This is a genomic window from Nocardioides zhouii (assembly GCF_004137345.1).
Classification (GTDB): domain Bacteria; phylum Actinomycetota; class Actinomycetes; order Propionibacteriales; family Nocardioidaceae; genus Nocardioides; species Nocardioides zhouii.
This window is the reverse complement of sequence record NZ_SDWV01000011.1, coordinates 89609-104598: the sequence shown is the minus strand read 5'-3', so window position 1 is coordinate 104598 and position 14990 is coordinate 89609. Positions and strand designations below refer to the sequence as shown.

Below are 14990 nucleotides of genomic sequence, written 5' to 3'. Positions count from 1 at the left end.
TCGCGATTTCGCGCCCCGACAGGCGCCGAAACGCCGAAGTGTTGCCCGATGCCCTACTGTTGAGGCTGTTGAAGGGACGACCCCCGGGTCGTCCTGGCCGCACAAGACGTGCGGCTCGTATCTCGTACTCCTGGTTTTCGGTTCGCTGGACTCCATCAGGTGGATGTCTTCAGCAGATCGCCGGCACACAGCCCGCGAGCGAAACAAAGGAAATCATCATGGCTTCAGGAACTGTCAAGTGGTTCAACGCTGACAAGGGCTTCGGCTTCATCGCCCAGGACGGCGGCGGCGAGGACGTGTTCGTTCACTTCTCCGCGATCCAGTCCGGTGGCTACAAGTCGCTCGACGAGAACCAGAAGGTCGAGTTCGACCTCGCCCAGGGCCCCAAGGGTCCCCAGGCCGAGAACGTTCGCGTCTCCTGATCTGACTCACTGAGAGCCCCGACCGCTTCGGCGGTCGGGGCTCTCGTGCGTTTCGGCCCGGCCAGACACCGATCAGCGGCGTTGCATCTGCCACGCGAGGTCGATCGCGGTCTGCACCGCACCAGGCTCGGCGCGATCGAGGTAGGCCTCGACCTTGTGGTGCGCCTCCATGCGAGGCGGCACGCCGAACGTCTCCGGATGGCTCTCGATGAGCGACTCCCGCTTGTTCAGCGGCACGCGGATCACCAGCGTGTTCGGGTCGTGCAGGCGTACGATCAAGCGGTCGTGGACGTACCACGCCGGACGCGACGAGGTCCCCTTGCGCTTGACCAGCGGGAGCGACTCGACGTAGGTGCCTACCTCTTCCGAGGTCATCACCGCAGCGTAGGCGCCACCGCCACTCACCCCCACGATCTCTATTCGGTTGCCCCGGGCTCACTTACAGTTGCCCCATGACCGTGGGGACGGAGTACGAGGTGGCGAGCCTTGACGCCCTCGAGCCCGGAACCCACCTCTGCGCGTTCCACCGCAGCCTCGGCCAGCTGTCCCGGATCGCGTCGACGTTCATCGGCCACGGCCTCGCCGCGGGCGACCGGGTGCTCTACGTCACGTCCGACGAGCACGCCGAGGCGGTCCTCCGGGCGATGCCCGGCCACGTACACGCTGGAGACGCCATCAGCGCCGGTCAGCTCCTGGTCCGAAGCTTCTCCGAGGCGTACGGCACCCGCCGTCCCGACGGCCTCGGCGCCGTCGCGGTCGGGTTCCGGGCGGCCGCCGCGCAGTCGCGCAAGGACGGCTTCCGCGGGCTCCGGGTGGCGGCGCAGGTGGACAACCTGGCTCCGCTCCTCGGTTCGCCCGAGGAGGTCCTCACCTGGGAGCGGATGTCGACCGCGCTGCAGCGCGAGATCGGTGTCAGCTCGGTATGCCTCTACAGCCACGACCACCGCGACGAGCTCCTGCCGGTGCTGCAGGCGCGCGCGGCCGTGACGCACCGGATCCACGTCGACATCGAGGACCTCACCTTCGCCGATGTCGGCAGCCTCGCCCGGATCAGGGCGGTCGCGGCGAGCCTGCCGGAGAACGGTGCGCTGATTCTCAGGCGCGTGCCGGACGCGATCCGGCGTACCTTGTCACTCTCGGGACTCCATCACGAACGCCTGAGGCTCGAGCCATGACCACAGCCACGCACAGCACACTGTTCTACGACGGCCCGCGGCAGTACGCCGACGAGGTCGGCGGGGTTCTCCGCGATGCACTCCTGCGCGGGCACCGCGGTCTCGTGATGGCACCCGCTCGCCGCGTGGACGCGCTGCGCTCGGCCCTCGGTCGCGACGCCGACGAGGTCACCTTCGTCGAGGACACCGTGGCCTACGCCCCGCAGTGGAACGTCTACCGCGTGCTCCTCGACTTCGCGGCCAAGGCGAAGGGCGTACGCACGTGTGCGATCGCCGAGCAGACGCTGTCGGCGCGGACGCCGGCCGAGGTGCTCGACTACCAGCGGCTCGAGGCGGCGATCAACCTCGTCTTCGCGGACCACGACGTCGACCTGCTCTGCCCCTATGACGCCGGGACGCTCCCGTCACACCTGCTCGACATCGGCCGGCACACCCACGATGCCCTGCGCACCGGCGGTGCGATGTCGCAGAACGCCGGCTATGACGAACCCATGGCCATGCTCGCCGGCCTGTCTGCGGTCGTTGCTGCACCGCGCGACTCGATCACCGTCGACTGCTCGTCCCCGGCCGACGTCTCCACCGCGCGGCGGATGGTGCGCGACCTCGGCGCCGACCTCCGGCTCGACCCCGACGTGGTCGCCGACATGGCACTGGCGGTCACCGAGGTGCTGACGAACGCCCTGCTGCACGGTGGGCCGCCGGCCATGCTGCACATCTACGAGTCCGGTCCCACGTGGGTCTGCCACGTGCAGGACAGCGGTCGCGACGCGCTCGATCCCCTCGTCGGCCTGCTCCCACCGGCCATGCCATCTGACCACGGGTACGGCCTGTGGCTGGCGCGCCAGCTCTGCTCGGCCGTCGACGTCGGCACCGACGACTCGGGCACGCACGTCCGGCTGCACATCCGTACGACTGCCGCCTGACGAGGGCCGGCTACCAGCAGGTGTTCCAGCTGCCTCGTGCGTTCTGGCGAGCATTCCGCTTCACGCGCTGATAGTTCGAGGTGCGGCGGAACGGTTGGTGGTTGTAGACGTAGACCTTCGCCTGCCCGAGGTTGACCTGTGCGCGACCGACGTCCTTGCCCTTGCGCTCCACGTAGCGGAGCAGCCGGCCGTAGCGGTCGCGATCCGCCTGGCTCAGGTCACTGATCAGTCTGACGGTCGAGCCGACCGGCGCTAGCTCGCGCATGCGCTCGCTGGCGTCCTTGCCACCACACTCCGTGCCGCCGTACACCTCCGGTGTGTCGATGCCGATGATGCGGACGTCGCGTACGCCGACGCCGCGGATGCGGACCTTCAGGGTGTCGCCGTCGGTGACCTTCACGACGTTGCCGCGGTTGCGGCGTACGACGGGCGCGGGCGGCGGATTGTTCTGAGTGCTGGTGCCGCCGACGAACGGCTGGGGAGCGGTCGTGCCGCACGGGCACGGGTTGGACTCGCACGCCCGACCGTCGTTGTCGCTGCCGTCGAGGCCATGAGGGTCTCCCGGACCGGAAGCGAGCATGAACGCCTGAGCCGCGGCCTGGGTGGCGAAGTCGCCGCAGTCGCGGTCGATGATCGCGGTCGCCTGTGCCGGAACGATGCTGGTGAGGCCGAAGGCTGCGAGTGCCAGGGCGACGGCCCGGGCGAGGTGCGTGGTCATGGATTCCGGGGGTGGTGGTGCGGGTGATCGCGCCACGGTGTCACCGATCCGTGCATCTTGTGGGCACTTCGAGTCTTTGCCTGCGGGCGGCTCGGAGGCCGACGTACGGTCCGGCCATGACCAAGACCTCTCGTGCGGTTGTTGCCGCTCTCGCGCTCGCCGCGCCCCTGCTCACCACGACTCCGGCGGAGGCCGCGGTCCCCAAGTTCCCGTCGTGTGCGGCCCTGACCGCCAAGTGGCCCCACGGTGTGGCAAAGGGGCCTGTGGCGGCCGCCAAGGCAGTTCGCGACGGCTACTCGCGGCCGGCCACCACCGCTCTTGCCGTGCAGGTCTACTGGATGAACAACGCCAACCTCGACCGCGACAAGGACGGCACCGCCTGCGAGAACGGCTGAACCTGCCGCCTGGTGCGTCAGCCTCAGGTCAGCGGCAACAGCGCCGACACCCGGCCGCCTGACGGGCCGGGACCCGCCTCGAGCGAGCCGCCCAGCTCGGTGGCGCGCTCGCGCATCGACGCCATGCCGACGCCGGGGCGCCAGCTGTCGGTGTGGCCGCCGTGGTCGGTCACCTCGAGGCGCAGACCGTCCGCGGCAGGGTGCAGCCGTACTGATGCGGAGGCGCTAGTGCTGTGCCGGGCCACGTTGGTGAGTGCTTCGGTGACGATGCGATAGGCCGCCACCTCGACCGCCGCCGGGAGGTCGGGGAAGTGTGCAGGCGCCGACACGTCCACCGTGACGGAGAGACCCTCGCGGTTGCGCAGCCCGACGGCCTGTTGCCGCAGGGCCGGCACCAGGCCGAGCTCGTCGAGCGCCGGTGGCCGCATCGCATAGACCATTCGCCGGATCTCCTCGATCGCGATCACGGTGTCGGCCCGCAGCTGGGTCACCATCTCCTCGGCTGCCGCCGGATCGGTGCGGATGAGGTTGCGCGCCGCGTCGGAGGTGAACGCGACCCCGGACAGCCGGGGGCCCAGCCCATCGTGCAGCTCGCGACGGAGCCGACGCCGCTCCTCCTCGACGGCTGCGATGGTGTGACCGCGGGACTCGATGAGCTGCTCGGCGAGCGCCCGCGCGCGAACGGTCTGTGCCAGCAGGGGGACGGTCAGCCCGAGCACCTGCTCGTCACCGCGGGAGAACCCCAGGTCGCCTGGGCGCAACCCCACCACCAGCTCGCCCGCACCGTCCAGGTCGAGGGAACGGGTGTGGGTGGTCGCGGTGCCGGTCGATGCGAGAAGGACGCCGTCGACGAGGAGGGCGGCGTACGGGATGACGAGGGCGTCCCGGATCGCGCGCAGCGCCATCACCGGCCCGGCGCCGATGCGGTCCGCCACCGCCGACGCGGCGCCCAGCGGGTCGGGACGCTGGCCGAACAGCAGCTGGTCCACAACGCCGCGCAGCACGACGCAGGTGGGGTGATGGATGGTCGAGCAGAGGGCTGCGAGGAGGGCCTGCGCGCCGACGTTCAGCTCCGTCGCGCCGACCGCCTCGAGCAGGCCCAGTGCAAGCACGAAGACGGCCATCACGGTGACGAGGGCGACGGAGTGCACCACCGTCCGCACCACGAGCGCACGTACGTCGACGAGGTCGGGCAGTGTTGCCCCGACGTACATGGCCGGAGCGACCAGCGCGAACGCGGCGGTCCCGATCGAGGGCAGCGTTCCGCTGTCGAACCCTTCCGCGGAGAAGGAGGCGAAGAAGTAGAAGATCGTGGCCAGGAGGAGGGCCAGCGCCATCCAGATCACGGCTCGGCGCTCGCGATCCGCGGACACCTCGATGCGCCACCACGTGTGGGCCAGCACGGCGCATCCCTGCAGCAGTCCCATCAGCCCGACGACGCCCACGTCGACGCCGGCGTACGCGGTCCCGATCGCCCCGCCGCCGACGACGACCACGACGCCGACGAAGTCGACCGGGTGCCGCCAGCGCGGCCTGGGGAACGTCACGAGCGCAGCGGGCCCGAAGAGCGACACGGCGGCGGCGAGGGCGACCGCGCCCGAGCGATCGCGGTCAGCGGCGAGGAGCGCATCAGCGACGAGGCCCGCCGCACCGGCGCAGACGAGCAGGACGGCCGACAGCGTGGCTCGGTGCGTCAACAGCAGTGCGCCTCCCGACACGGCGGTCGAGACGGCGACGAAGCCGAAGGCGACGGCGAAGGCGTCCACGGCCTAGGCGCCCAACCCGCGTTCGCGCGCCCGCAGCACTGCCGCCGTGCGGTCGGTGACCTCGAGCTTGGCGAAGATCGTGGTCAGGTTGTTGCTCACCGTCTTCGGCGACAGGTGCAGCGTCTCGGCGATCTGGGCGGTCCGTCGTCCCTGTGAGAGGAGGCCCAGGATCTCGCGTTCGCGAGCGGTGAGCTCCGGGAACGGCTCGTCGGCCGCGACCTCGACCGGGGGGTTGGCGAAGTGCTGCAGCAGGCGCGTCGCGATGCCGGGGCCGAAGATCGCCTGGCCGCGCGCGACCGCCTTGATCCCGTCGGCGATCTCGTCCTGCTCGGCGCCCTTGAGCAGGTATCCCCGGGCTCCGGCCTGCATCGCCGTGAAGACGGTCGCATCGTCGTCGTACATCGTCAGCACCAGCACCGCGACGTCCGGCACCGCCTGGCGGATCCGCCGGGTCGCCTCGACGCCGTCCATCCCAGGCATGCGTACGTCCATGAGCACGACGTCCGGCCGGCACAGCTGGGCCTCGCGGACGGCGCCCTCCCCGTCCTCCGCCTCGGCGACGACCTCGAACTCGTCGAGCGTGCCGAGCAGCGCGGCCAGGCCGCGCCGGACCACCGGGTGGTCGTCTGCCAGCAGCACTCGGATCGGCACACCACCACTATGGAGGTTGCCGACCTCCCGGCGCTCGGGAAGAAGTTCCCTCCTTGCAGGACTGGTCGGGACGGTCGCGGGAGGCGATGCTCTGGGGGAGGGAGTGCTCGGGACCGGACTGTGGAGCCAACAAGTTCCCACATCCTTTGGAGGAGACATGTCCAGCACCACCTTGGCCCCCGCTCGGGGCATCACCACGACGAAGCAGAAGGTCGGCATCGCCATCGCCGGCGTGTACTCGCTGACGAACATCCCCGGGTTCCTCACGGCACCTGACCCCGGCGTCGAGGGCCCGCCGATGGCCATCCTGGTTGTCGGCAGCATCCTGGGGGTGATCGGACTCGTGGCCTCGGTCCTGGCGTGGCGCGGCAACCGGGTTGCGCTGCGTGTCGCTGCAGGTTCGATGATCGTCATCACGCTCACCGGGCTGCCGGCGTTCTTCGTCGACGTGCCGATGTTCATCAAGGCCCTGGTCGGGTTCTCGGTGCTCCTGACCGTGCTGGCCGTGGTCCTGATGTTCTCGACGGACCGGCGTCCCGTGCCGGTCTCGACTGAGGTCGGCGCCCGATGATCGCCGTCGTCACGGTCCTCAGCGCGTTCCCGCTCGGCTACTTCCTGGCCAACCGGCTCGCCGCCACCACGACGTACGCCATCGCCTACCTGTGGGCGTTCGTCTTCCAGGGCATCTACCTGATGCTCGACTCCCTCAACGGGGCCACGAGTCCGGCGTTCGAGCCCTCGGAGTTCCCGTTGTCCTACGGACTGGTGTCGCTGGCGATCCTCGTTGTCGGCATCGGCCTGGTGCAGCTCGGCCACCGGCTCGGCAGTGCTCGTCGGGAGCGTGCCCTGGTGGGCTCCCGGGCAGCGCACTGAGCAGGACTGCGACAGTCAGATGAACGCGCTGCGGATCGGACTGATAGCCCCGCTGGTCCTGGCGGTGGCCGCGCTGGGCGCGTGCGCCTCCGACCCGCCCGGCTCTGCGGAGCCGCAGGTCAGCGCCACGACCACGGGCTCGGCCGAGCCGTCGCTGGGCGGGACCTTCCCCGTGAACGGGCGGGACCTCTACCTCGAGTGCTGGGGTGAGGGCGAGCCGACGATCGTGCTGGAGGTCGGTGAGGGTCGTCTGCTCAGCGACCTCGACGTGCTGCGGGCGGCCTTCGACTCGCAGCGGCGGGTGTGTTCCTACGACCGGGCGAACAAGGGGAGGAGCGGCTCAGCGCCGACCCCGCGCACCGGCGAGGACCTGGTCAGTGACCTGCACGGCCTTCTCGAGGCCGCGGAGGTGCCGGGACCGTACGTGCTGGTGGGCCATTCTGCCGGCGGGCTGCTGGTCCAGGCGTACGCAGCGACCTTCCCCGACGAGGTCGGCGGCGTCGTGGCACTCAATCCCGTGCCGCCGTGGAAGCCGTGGTCCACCTCGGGGATGAGGATCATGACTGCGGGGGAGCGGCGAGGCGAGGCCGAGTACATGGAGGGCGCGAACGGCGAGTCCTTGGACTACCGGAGCATCAGCGGGCAGATCGAGGACCAACCCGTGCCGCAGGACACCCCGTTCAGCCTGGTGATCTCGACCGTGGACCAATGCTTCAGCCCCGAAGACGTGTGCGGACGCACCTACGCCGCCTACGAGTCGATCATGAAGCGCGTCGCTGGGCAGTGGGCGATGGGCGAGTACACCGAGGTGAGGGCCTCGCACGAGATCTACGCCGACGCCACGGAAGAGGTCCAGGCTGCCATCGACGACGTGCTCTCCCTAGCCCAGATCCGCTGAGGCGGGTGCTTGACCCGACGACGGGGAGCCGTGAGGGTTCGCGCATGCTGCCTGACGCCTTCAACCTCGCCGGACGTGTCGCGTGGGTGACCGGGGCCGGTTCGCCCGACGGGATCGGCTTCGCCACGGCGGCGCTCCTAGGTGCCCTCGGTGCGGACGTCGCGGTCGCGGCGACGACCGCCCGGGCCTTCGACCGTGCCGCGGATCTCGAGGAGCGGGGCATCCGCGCCGTCGGAGTGGTGGCCGACCTGACGGTCGAGGCGCAGGTGCACGATGCCCATGCGCAGGTGGTCGACCAGCTCGGCCCGCCGACGATCCTGGTGAACAACGCCGGCATGACCAGCGTGAGCGCCCCCGCCTTCAGCACCGGGTCCGGCAGCGGCGACGAGACGGGTGCCGTCGAGCGACTGTCGTACGACCAGTGGCGGACGTCGCTGTCGCGCAACCTCGGCACCGCGTTCCTGGCGACCCGCGCCGTCCTGCCGGGCATGCGCGAGCAGCGATGGGGTCGCGTCGTGATGGTGACCTCGGTGACCGGGCCCGTCATGGCGATGCGGGACGAGGCGGCGTACGCCGCTGCGAAGGCTGGGATGGTCGGCCTCGCGCGGTCGGTGGCGGTCGACTACGCCGCCGACGGCGTCACGGCCAACGCGGTGGCGCCGGGTTGGATCGCGACAGGCAGCCAGACGGCCGACGAGGTGAGGCAGGGGCGTCTGTCCCCGATCGGTCGGAGTGCGATGCCGGACGAGGTGGCGGCGACCATCGCGTTCCTGTGCGCCCCCGGCTCGTCGTACGTGACGGGTCAGTGCCTCGTCGTCGACGGCGGCAACAGCATCGCCGAGGAGCGGGGCTAACGACTGCCGAGGGCGTCGAGAGTCGCCATGTCCTCATCGCTGAGGGAGAAGCCGCCGACGTCCGCGTTGGAACGAATGCGGTCAGCGTTGACCGACTTCGGGATGACGACGATCTCGTGCTGAAGGTGCCAGCGGACGATCACCTGCGCCGGCGTACGACCCGCGCGCTCGGCGATCTCGACGATCGCCGGGTGCTCGAGGGTTCCGCCGCGGAGGGCGCTGTAGCCCTCGAGTGCGATGCCGCGGGCACGGTGCTCCTCCACGACCCCGGCGTCGAAGAGCAGCGGGCTCCACCGGATCTGGTTGATCGCCGGCGCCACCCCGGTCGCCTCGGTGACCTCGTCGAGGAGGGACGCGTCGAAGTTGCTGACGCCGATCTCCTTCGTCAGGCCGGCGTCGCGGGCCTCGACGAAGGCGCGCCACATGTCGGTGTTGGCCGACCCCGGCCAGTGGATGAGCCAGAGGTCGACGTGGTCGACCTGCAGCAGGTCGAGGCTCGTGCGGAGGGTGTCGAGCGCCCGGCCTGCGTCGTCCGGCGGGCACTTGGTCGTCACGAACACCTCGTCGCGCGGTACGCCGCTTTCGGCCAGCGCCCGGCCGACCTCCGCCTCGTTGCCGTAGATCGTGGCCGTGTCGAGGTGGCGGTAGCCGCTCTCCAGGGCGCTTGCGGTCGCGCGGACGGCGTCGTCGCCCGTGATCTGCCAGGTGCCGAACCCGAGGAGCGGGATGCGTGCACCACCGGCGAGGGTCAGCGTCTGGTCCGGGAGCTGGGGGGCGTCGTCGGTCATGCTTTCGATGCTAGCCACGGCTGGGTGAGGGACCGAGCTGTGCCTTCCCGGCGCCCCAGCGTTCGAGCGCTTCGATCGCCTCGCGCAGGGCGAGTCCGCGATCGGTCAGTGCGTACGCCCGAGTGTTGTGCTTGAGGGGCAGTCGGGTCAGTACGCCGGCCGCTTCGAGTTCACGGAGCCGGGTCGCAAGCATGTTCGTCGGGGTCCCAAGGTCGCGCTGCAGATCGCCGTAGCGCTGTGGCCCGTCGAGCAGCCGCCCCACGATGAGCAGCGCCCACCGCGCTCCGAGGACGTCGAGTGCCGCGGCGAGGTCGCTCACGCCGTCGGTTCGGCGTCCGGCTTCATCCAGAACGGCGAGTAGTGGTAGCCGTCGGGGTCGTCGAACTGGCGCTGGTACATGAAGGGGTAGTCGTCGGTGTCGCCGATCCGCCCGCCGGCGCGCTCGGCGCTCTCGATGAGCGCGTCGACCGCCTCACGGCTGCCGAGGTCGAACGAGACCGTGACCTTGGAGGGAGTGTCAGGTCCGCCGACCAGATCTTCGGATGCGCCCACGCTGGCGTACATCTCGCGGCTGCCGAGCATGACGTACTGCTCCGGCGCGATCGCGAAGCACGACACGTTGTGGTCGGACATCTCGGGGTTGAGGGTCCAGCCGAGGGCGCTGTAGAAGGCAGTCGCGCGCTCGACGCTCTCGACGGGGCAGGTGATGAAGAGGCTCATGGTGGCGATACTTGCAAAATGCAAGTGGGTCGTCAAGTCATGGGTGGGCAGACTGCGCGAGCGGCAACCGCACCCGTACGACGGTCGCTCCCGGCTCCGAGGCCACGTCGATCTCTCCGCCGTGGTGCTCGACGACGATCCGGCGGGAGATGTCGAGGCCGAGGCCCGTCCCCTTGCCGACCTCCTTGGTCGTGAAGAACGGCTCGAAGGCGTGGGCGGCGACCTCGTCGGACATGCCGGGGCCGGTGTCGCAGGTCTCGACGACGACGTGGCTCGCGTCGGCGTACGTCCTGACGGTGAGGGTGCCGCCGCCGTCCATGGCGTCGACGGCGTTGTCGATGAGGTTCGTCCAGACCTGGTTGAGCTCGCCGGGGTTGGCAGTGATGGTGGGGACGGAGTCGTCGTGCTCGCGGACGACGGTGATGCCGCTCTCCCTCAGCTTGTGGCCGAGCATGATCAGCGTGCTCTCGAGGCCGTCGACGACGCGCACCTCCTGCACGGCGGCGCGGTCCATCTGTGAGTACGACTTCACCGCCGAGACGAGGTCGGAGATGCGGCGGGTCGAGTCCTGCGCCTCATTGATGAGCGCGGTCGTCGTGACGGCCGCGGCCACCCACTCGAGGCCGGCCTGGAGGCCCGCACCCGACAACGCAGCAGCCGCGCCCTCGAGCCAAGCGGTCGAGACCCCAGCGGCCGCCAGAGAGGGGGCAATCGTCCACGAGCGGTCGATCGAGTGATCCTCGAGCCAGTCGGTGAGCGACTCCTCGAGATCCGACAGCGCAACGCCGGTCGGGGCAGACGACGGGTCGATCGAGCGGCGGAGGTCGTCCAGGGCCGTGAACTGGGACGCGTCTATCCCCGCCCCCGCGAGCCGCTGGAGCGAGGCGAAGACGTCGTCGCTCGACTGCTGGAGCGCACCAACGGATCGCACGGCAGCCGAGGCGGGGTTGTTGATCTCGTGTGCCAGCCCGGCGGCGAGAGTGCCGAGGGCGACGAGGGCTTCGCGCTGGCGGGCGTTGACCTCGATGCGCCGCGCCGTACCGATCAGGCCGCGCAGCAGGTGGACCGCGAAGGGGAACCACGCCTCGCCCAGCCGGCCCAGCTCCGCCGCGGGAAGCCGGAAGAAGCGGCTCGGTGCCACGACCTTCGCCGACCCCATGTAGATGCCGTTCTCGTCCCACGCCTTGAAGCCGCCGGCCCACTGGCCGGCGTTCTCCATGGTCGCCATGACCGCTTCCTCGTGCCCGATCCGGCGGACCAGGTCGATGCGCCCGGACAGCAGCACCCACCAGTCGTCGGCGGGGCGGCCCTCGTCGAACAGCCGCACCCCGGCGTCGTACGACACTTCCTCGCCGGCCGCGGCGAGTTCCGCGACCTGCTCGTCGGTGAAGCCGTCGAGGATCGGGACGGCCCGGAGCTCGTCGGCGAGGGTCATGTCGCGGCCAGGTAGCGGTGGACGAGATAGACCGACATCGCGCCCTCGCCGACGGCGGAGGCGACGCGCTTCATCGAGTCACGGCGTACGTCGCCCGCGGCGAAGACACCCGGCACGCTGGTTTCCAGTGCGAACGGGCCGCGCTCCAGCGGCCACGCGAGGTCGGTGGGCAGGTCGGGGCCGGTGAGCACGAAGCCACGGTCGTCGCGTGCGACGGAGTCGCCGAGCCACTCCGTACGCGGTGCTGCACCGATGAAGATGTAGACCGAGCTGGTGGCGACCTCGTCGACGCTGCCGGCCGACTGGTCGCACAGCGTGATGCCCTCGAGGTGGCCGTCGCCGCGGGTGCCGACGATCTCGGTGTGCAGGCGGACCTCGACGTTGGGCGTGGTGAGGATCCGGGTGACGAGGTACTGCGACATCGACGCCTCGAGCGAGGCGCCGCGCACGACGAGCACGACCTTCTTCGCGTACTTCGCGAAGTTCAGCACGGCCTGACCGGCCGAGTTGGCCGCGCCCACGACGTACACGTCCTCGCCGACGGTCTGCGTCGCCTCGCTCGCGCTGGCGCCGTAGTAGATCCCGCGGCCGACGTAGTCGTCGAGCCCGGGTGCATCGAGGCGGCGGTACGACACCCCGCTGGCCACCAGGACCGCACGCGCCTCGATGTCGGCCGAGCCCTCGAGCAGCACCGCGCGCACCGGGCCGCGGGTCTCGAAGCCAACGACGTCGCGCGCCAGCACCATCTCGGCGCCGAAGCGTGCTGCCTGCGCCACCGCGCGGTGGGTGAGGTCGGCGCCGGAGAGGCCCTTGGGGAAGCCGAGATAGTTCTCGATCGACGCGCTCTGCCCGGCCTGGCCGCCCGGTGCGTCGCGCTCCACGACGACGACCTGCAACCCCTCCGAGGCGGCGTACACCGCAGCCGCGAGGCCGGCAGGCCCGGCGCCCACGACGCAGAGGTCGTAGAGAGTCTGGGTCGCGCGCGTGCTCAGGCCGAGCGCGTCGGCGAGCTCGATCGTGGTGGGGGAGCGGAGCACCGACCCGTCGGGGAGGGCCACCACCGGGAGCTTGCCCTCGCCCGCGACCTCGAGCAACCGCGTCGCTTCGTCGGATGCGTCGACCTCGAGCCAGCGGTAGGGCACGTGGTTGTGGGCGAGGAACGTCTTGACCTCGTGGGTCCGGTCGGACCAGCGGTGGCCGACGACGCGCACCTCGGAGTCGCGGTCGGGGTGGCCGTGCGCCCAGTCGCGCAGCAGCTCGTCGAGCACGGGGTAGAGCCGATCCTCGGGCGGGTCCCACGGCTTCAACAGGTAGTAGTCGAGCGCGATGTCGTTGATCGCCTGGATCGCGACCTCGGTGTCGGCATACGCCGTCAGCAGCAGGATCTTGGTGTCGGGCGACTGCTCGCGCACCTGTCGCAGCACGTCGATGCCGCTCATCCCGGGCATCCGCTGGTCGCTCACGACCGCCGCGATCGGACGGTCCTTGAGGAGCTGGTCGGCGAGGATCTCCAACGCCTCGGACCCGGACGTGGCGCGCAGGACGCGGTAGTCCTCGCCGTAGCGCTGGCGGAGGTCGCGCACCACCGCGGCGACCACCGCGACGTCGTCGTCGACCGCGAGGATGGCGGGCTTCGCCATCGGCGCACCTCCCCGTCGTCAGTCGCCGTGGCTCGGACGTTACTGCCGGTCGGGCGGCTTTCGACAGGTGGTCGAGACCACTCGGGGGGCTAGCTCGTACGCCGGGTGACCTGCACAGCGGTCGCCGCCGTGTGGAGGACGGTGCCGGTCAGCATGCCGACGACCTGGGCGAACGAGCGGACGTAGGACGAGTTCACGCGGACCGGTACCCCGACTCCTCGGTGGACATGCATTCACGGCTCGCGTCTGAGGAGAACCAGAACGACGACTCCGGAGAGACCGACCAACCCCGCGGCGAGGTCGAGCGCCGGGAGCAGGCCGGGTCGATGCCGGGCGGGTGCGGCAGTGCGGTCAACGGGACTCCTCGGGGTGCGTCAGTGACCACTGATCGCTCGCGGTGGGCGGTGACCAACGCACTTTCCGCGGATTCTGCCTCACAGCGGGGCGTGGCGGTCTGGTCCAGTCACCGGTCTGTGGGCCGTCCGTGAGTAAGGTCCCGGACCGGAAAGGGCTGGTTCATGGAATGGTTGTGGATCCTCATCGCGGCGGTGATCGTGTTCATCCTCTGGGCCGTCCGCCGCGTGGAGCGGCATGGCGGCATGCCGTGGATCCACGTACCGCGGCAGCGGTCTGGTTCCGGCTCCAGGGGCAAGCCGGTCGGCGGCAAGCGGCGGGCGCGCTGAACGGTCTTGACCTCAGGTGCACCTCAAGGACGACGATCGGAGCATGACCGATGTCCAGGAGTTCCGGATCACGCTGACCGTCGACGACTTCGACGCGGCCGTACGCCTCTATCGCGACGCGCTCGGCCTGCCGGAGGTGGCCGATTGGAGCAGCGACGAGGGGCGCGTGCTGCTGCTCGACGCGGGTCGGGCAACGCTCGAGCTCTTCGACGAGCGACAGGCCGCGATGGTCGACCAGCTCGAGGTGGGTCGACGGGTGTCGGGCAAGGTGCGGTTCGCGCTCCAGGTGCCGGACGCCGACACAACGGCCGCGTCGCTGGTCGACGTCGGGGCCACTGTGGTGGCGGACGCCGTACGCACGCCCTGGGGTGATCGCAATGCGCGGGTCGCTGCGCCGGACGGCATGCAGCTGACGTTGTTCACGCTCGGCAACGCGGGGTAGTCCAGTAACGTTTGGCTGTCGGAACCCGTCCCTGACGACCAGATCTCACTGGACTACCCCGACGTGACAGCCATCCCTCACTGGACTACCCCGACGTACGCCGGGCCGGGTGTGGCTTGCGGAGCGAGTCGGGCAGCAGCTGCGCGCCAGGGCCTTCCTGTGCCGCCCAGTCACCGGCGTTGGAGAAGGCGCACGACCGGAGGCTGAGGCACCCGCACCCGATGCAGCTGTCGAGTCCGCCCTTGAGTCGTTGAAGCGCGGCGATCTGCTCGTCGAGCCGGGCGCCCCAGTGCTTCGAGATGCGGTGCCAGTCGGCCTTGGTGGGGGTGCGGTTACCCGGCAACCGGCCGAGCTCGTCGCGGATCTCCTCGATCGAGAGACCGACGTTGGACGCGGCCCTGATGAACGCCAGTCGCCGGAGGACGCTGCGCTCGAACCGCCGCTGTCCGCCGCCCGAGCGATGTGCCTCGATCAGTCCCTCGGCCTCGTAGTAGCGGATGGCGGATGCAGCGAAACCGCTGCGGTGGGAGATCTCGCCCATCGGAAGAAGATCGCGCGAATCCATTCTCACCTCTTGAACTCAAGTTCACTTGAACTTGAACCATGG

Annotated in this window: 19 protein-coding genes; 9 read left to right on the top strand and 10 right to left on the bottom strand. The window is 70.2% G+C overall.

Annotation, left to right across the window (positions count from 1 at the left end; all coding sequences use genetic code 11):
• The first annotated feature begins 218 nt into the window (after nucleotides 1–218).
• Nucleotides 219–422, top strand: coding sequence for a cold-shock protein (locus tag EUA94_RS12540; protein WP_091198989.1), 204 nt, complete (start codon nucleotides 219–221; stop codon nucleotides 420–422).
• Between the two features lie 72 nt (nucleotides 423–494).
• Here EUA94_RS12540 and EUA94_RS12535 read toward each other — a convergent pair whose 3' ends face one another.
• Entirely contained in the window at nucleotides 495–797 is a 303-nt protein-coding gene (locus EUA94_RS12535) for a hypothetical protein (RefSeq protein WP_129427215.1), read from the bottom strand.
• Between the two features lie 77 nt (nucleotides 798–874).
• Here EUA94_RS12535 and EUA94_RS12530 point away from each other — a divergent pair, with 77 nt between their 5' ends.
• Both EUA94_RS12530 and EUA94_RS12525 read left to right on the top strand, forming a co-directional pair.
• The gene (locus EUA94_RS12530) at nucleotides 875–1597 is read left to right on the top strand and encodes an MEDS domain-containing protein (RefSeq protein ID WP_129427214.1); all 723 of its coding nucleotides are present in this window, start codon (nucleotides 875–877) and stop codon (nucleotides 1595–1597) included.
• Nucleotides 1594–2520: a sensor histidine kinase gene (locus EUA94_RS12525; protein ID WP_165356881.1), complete on the top strand. Its 927-nt coding sequence runs from the start codon at nucleotides 1594–1596 to the stop codon at nucleotides 2518–2520. Before EUA94_RS12530 ends, EUA94_RS12525 begins: the two co-directional genes overlap by 4 nt.
• A 10-nt stretch (nucleotides 2521–2530) precedes the next feature.
• On the opposite strand, the gene EUA94_RS12520 is transcribed toward EUA94_RS12525, so the two are convergent.
• Complete coding sequence (locus tag EUA94_RS12520) at nucleotides 2531–3238, bottom strand: thermonuclease family protein (RefSeq protein ID WP_129427212.1); 708 nt, start codon at nucleotides 3236–3238, stop codon at nucleotides 2531–2533.
• A gap of 116 nt (nucleotides 3239–3354) precedes the next feature.
• Between EUA94_RS12520 and EUA94_RS12515 the strand changes: the two genes are divergently transcribed.
• Complete coding sequence (locus EUA94_RS12515; RefSeq protein ID WP_129427211.1) at nucleotides 3355–3633, top strand: excalibur calcium-binding domain-containing protein; 279 nt, start codon at nucleotides 3355–3357, stop codon at nucleotides 3631–3633.
• 23 nt (nucleotides 3634–3656) lie between these two features.
• On the opposite strand, the gene EUA94_RS12510 is transcribed toward EUA94_RS12515, so the two are convergent.
• On the bottom strand, nucleotides 3657–5399 hold the full coding sequence (locus EUA94_RS12510; protein ID WP_129427210.1) for a sensor histidine kinase: 1743 nt from the start codon (nucleotides 5397–5399) through the stop codon (nucleotides 3657–3659).
• Nucleotides 5400–5402: 3 nt separating this feature from the next.
• Nucleotides 5403–6050, bottom strand: coding sequence for a response regulator (locus EUA94_RS12505; protein WP_242494839.1), 648 nt, complete (start codon nucleotides 6048–6050; stop codon nucleotides 5403–5405).
• A 157-nt stretch (nucleotides 6051–6207) separates the two neighbouring features.
• Between EUA94_RS12505 and EUA94_RS12500 the strand changes: the two genes are divergently transcribed.
• The 4 genes from EUA94_RS12500 to EUA94_RS12485 are packed head-to-tail and all read left to right on the top strand — an operon-like array spanning nucleotide 6208 to nucleotide 8675.
• The gene (locus tag EUA94_RS12500) at nucleotides 6208–6621 is read left to right on the top strand and encodes a tetraspanin family protein (protein WP_129427208.1); all 414 of its coding nucleotides are present in this window, start codon (nucleotides 6208–6210) and stop codon (nucleotides 6619–6621) included.
• The gene (locus EUA94_RS12495; protein WP_129427207.1) at nucleotides 6618–6923 is read left to right on the top strand and encodes a hypothetical protein; all 306 of its coding nucleotides are present in this window, start codon (nucleotides 6618–6620) and stop codon (nucleotides 6921–6923) included. The genes EUA94_RS12500 and EUA94_RS12495 overlap by 4 nt, the downstream gene beginning before the upstream one ends.
• Nucleotides 6924–6942: 19 nt before the next feature.
• Nucleotides 6943–7821 carry an alpha/beta fold hydrolase gene (locus tag EUA94_RS12490; RefSeq protein WP_129427206.1) on the top strand — a complete coding sequence of 293 codons (879 nt, stop codon included), beginning with the start codon at nucleotides 6943–6945 and terminating at the stop codon, nucleotides 7819–7821.
• 44 nt (nucleotides 7822–7865) lie between these two features.
• Nucleotides 7866–8675, top strand: coding sequence for an SDR family NAD(P)-dependent oxidoreductase (locus EUA94_RS12485; protein WP_129427205.1), 810 nt, complete (start codon nucleotides 7866–7868; stop codon nucleotides 8673–8675).
• Here the strand turns inward: EUA94_RS12485 and EUA94_RS12480 are convergent.
• The 5 genes from EUA94_RS12480 to EUA94_RS22945 are packed head-to-tail and all read right to left on the bottom strand — an operon-like array spanning nucleotide 8672 to nucleotide 13258.
• On the bottom strand, nucleotides 8672–9463 hold the full coding sequence (locus tag EUA94_RS12480; protein ID WP_129427204.1) for an aldo/keto reductase: 792 nt from the start codon (nucleotides 9461–9463) through the stop codon (nucleotides 8672–8674). The genes EUA94_RS12485 and EUA94_RS12480 overlap by 4 nt on opposite strands.
• 10 nt (nucleotides 9464–9473) lie before the next feature.
• Nucleotides 9474–9782: a winged helix-turn-helix transcriptional regulator gene (locus tag EUA94_RS12475; RefSeq protein ID WP_129427203.1), complete on the bottom strand. Its 309-nt coding sequence runs from the start codon at nucleotides 9780–9782 to the stop codon at nucleotides 9474–9476.
• Nucleotides 9779–10183 carry a VOC family protein gene (locus EUA94_RS12470; RefSeq protein WP_129427202.1) on the bottom strand — a complete coding sequence of 135 codons (405 nt, stop codon included), beginning with the start codon at nucleotides 10181–10183 and terminating at the stop codon, nucleotides 9779–9781. The genes EUA94_RS12475 and EUA94_RS12470 overlap by 4 nt, the downstream gene beginning before the upstream one ends.
• Before the next feature lie 37 nt (nucleotides 10184–10220).
• On the bottom strand, nucleotides 10221–11618 hold the full coding sequence (locus EUA94_RS12465; protein WP_129427201.1) for a sensor histidine kinase: 1398 nt from the start codon (nucleotides 11616–11618) through the stop codon (nucleotides 10221–10223).
• On the bottom strand, nucleotides 11615–13258 hold the full coding sequence (locus EUA94_RS22945) for an NAD(P)/FAD-dependent oxidoreductase (RefSeq protein WP_129427200.1): 1644 nt from the start codon (nucleotides 13256–13258) through the stop codon (nucleotides 11615–11617). The genes EUA94_RS12465 and EUA94_RS22945 overlap by 4 nt, the downstream gene beginning before the upstream one ends.
• A gap of 726 nt (nucleotides 13259–13984) precedes the next feature.
• On the opposite strand from EUA94_RS22945, the gene EUA94_RS12455 reads away from it, so the two are divergent.
• Complete coding sequence (locus tag EUA94_RS12455) at nucleotides 13985–14383, top strand: VOC family protein (RefSeq protein ID WP_129427199.1); 399 nt, start codon at nucleotides 13985–13987, stop codon at nucleotides 14381–14383.
• Nucleotides 14384–14468: 85 nt separating this feature from the next.
• On the opposite strand, the gene soxR is transcribed toward EUA94_RS12455, so the two are convergent.
• Nucleotides 14469–14924: a redox-sensitive transcriptional activator SoxR gene (gene soxR / locus EUA94_RS12450; RefSeq protein WP_242494838.1), complete on the bottom strand. Its 456-nt coding sequence runs from the start codon at nucleotides 14922–14924 to the stop codon at nucleotides 14469–14471.
• Between the last annotated feature and the right edge of the window lie 66 nt (nucleotides 14925–14990).

Excerpts from the sequence above, each read along its gene's own strand:
- EUA94_RS12465 (WP_129427201.1), bottom strand. The coding sequence starts at position 11,618 with ATGACCCTCGCCGACGAGCTCCGGGCCGTCCCGATCCTCGACGGCTTC.
- EUA94_RS12535 (WP_129427215.1), bottom strand. The coding sequence starts at position 797 with ATGACCTCGGAAGAGGTAGGCACCTACGTCGAGTCGCTCCCGCTGGTC.
- EUA94_RS12515 (WP_129427211.1), top strand. The coding sequence starts at position 3,355 with ATGACCAAGACCTCTCGTGCGGTTGTTGCCGCTCTCGCGCTCGCCGCG.
- EUA94_RS12485 (WP_129427205.1), top strand. The coding sequence starts at position 7,866 with ATGCTGCCTGACGCCTTCAACCTCGCCGGACGTGTCGCGTGGGTGACC.
- EUA94_RS12490 (WP_129427206.1), top strand. The coding sequence starts at position 6,943 with ATGAACGCGCTGCGGATCGGACTGATAGCCCCGCTGGTCCTGGCGGTG.
- EUA94_RS12500 (WP_129427208.1), top strand. The coding sequence starts at position 6,208 with ATGTCCAGCACCACCTTGGCCCCCGCTCGGGGCATCACCACGACGAAG.
- EUA94_RS12470 (WP_129427202.1), bottom strand. The coding sequence starts at position 10,183 with ATGAGCCTCTTCATCACCTGCCCCGTCGAGAGCGTCGAGCGCGCGACT.
- EUA94_RS12530 (WP_129427214.1), top strand. The coding sequence starts at position 875 with ATGACCGTGGGGACGGAGTACGAGGTGGCGAGCCTTGACGCCCTCGAG.
- EUA94_RS12480 (WP_129427204.1), bottom strand. The coding sequence starts at position 9,463 with ATGACCGACGACGCCCCCCAGCTCCCGGACCAGACGCTGACCCTCGCC.
- EUA94_RS12540 (WP_091198989.1), top strand. The coding sequence starts at position 219 with ATGGCTTCAGGAACTGTCAAGTGGTTCAACGCTGACAAGGGCTTCGGC.
- EUA94_RS22945 (WP_129427200.1), bottom strand. The coding sequence starts at position 13,258 with ATGGCGAAGCCCGCCATCCTCGCGGTCGACGACGACGTCGCGGTGGTC.
- EUA94_RS12495 (WP_129427207.1), top strand. The coding sequence starts at position 6,618 with ATGATCGCCGTCGTCACGGTCCTCAGCGCGTTCCCGCTCGGCTACTTC.
- EUA94_RS12525 (WP_165356881.1), top strand. The coding sequence starts at position 1,594 with ATGACCACAGCCACGCACAGCACACTGTTCTACGACGGCCCGCGGCAG.
- EUA94_RS12455 (WP_129427199.1), top strand. The coding sequence starts at position 13,985 with ATGACCGATGTCCAGGAGTTCCGGATCACGCTGACCGTCGACGACTTC.
- soxR (WP_242494838.1), bottom strand. The coding sequence starts at position 14,924 with ATGGGCGAGATCTCCCACCGCAGCGGTTTCGCTGCATCCGCCATCCGC.
- EUA94_RS12520 (WP_129427212.1), bottom strand. The coding sequence starts at position 3,238 with ATGACCACGCACCTCGCCCGGGCCGTCGCCCTGGCACTCGCAGCCTTC.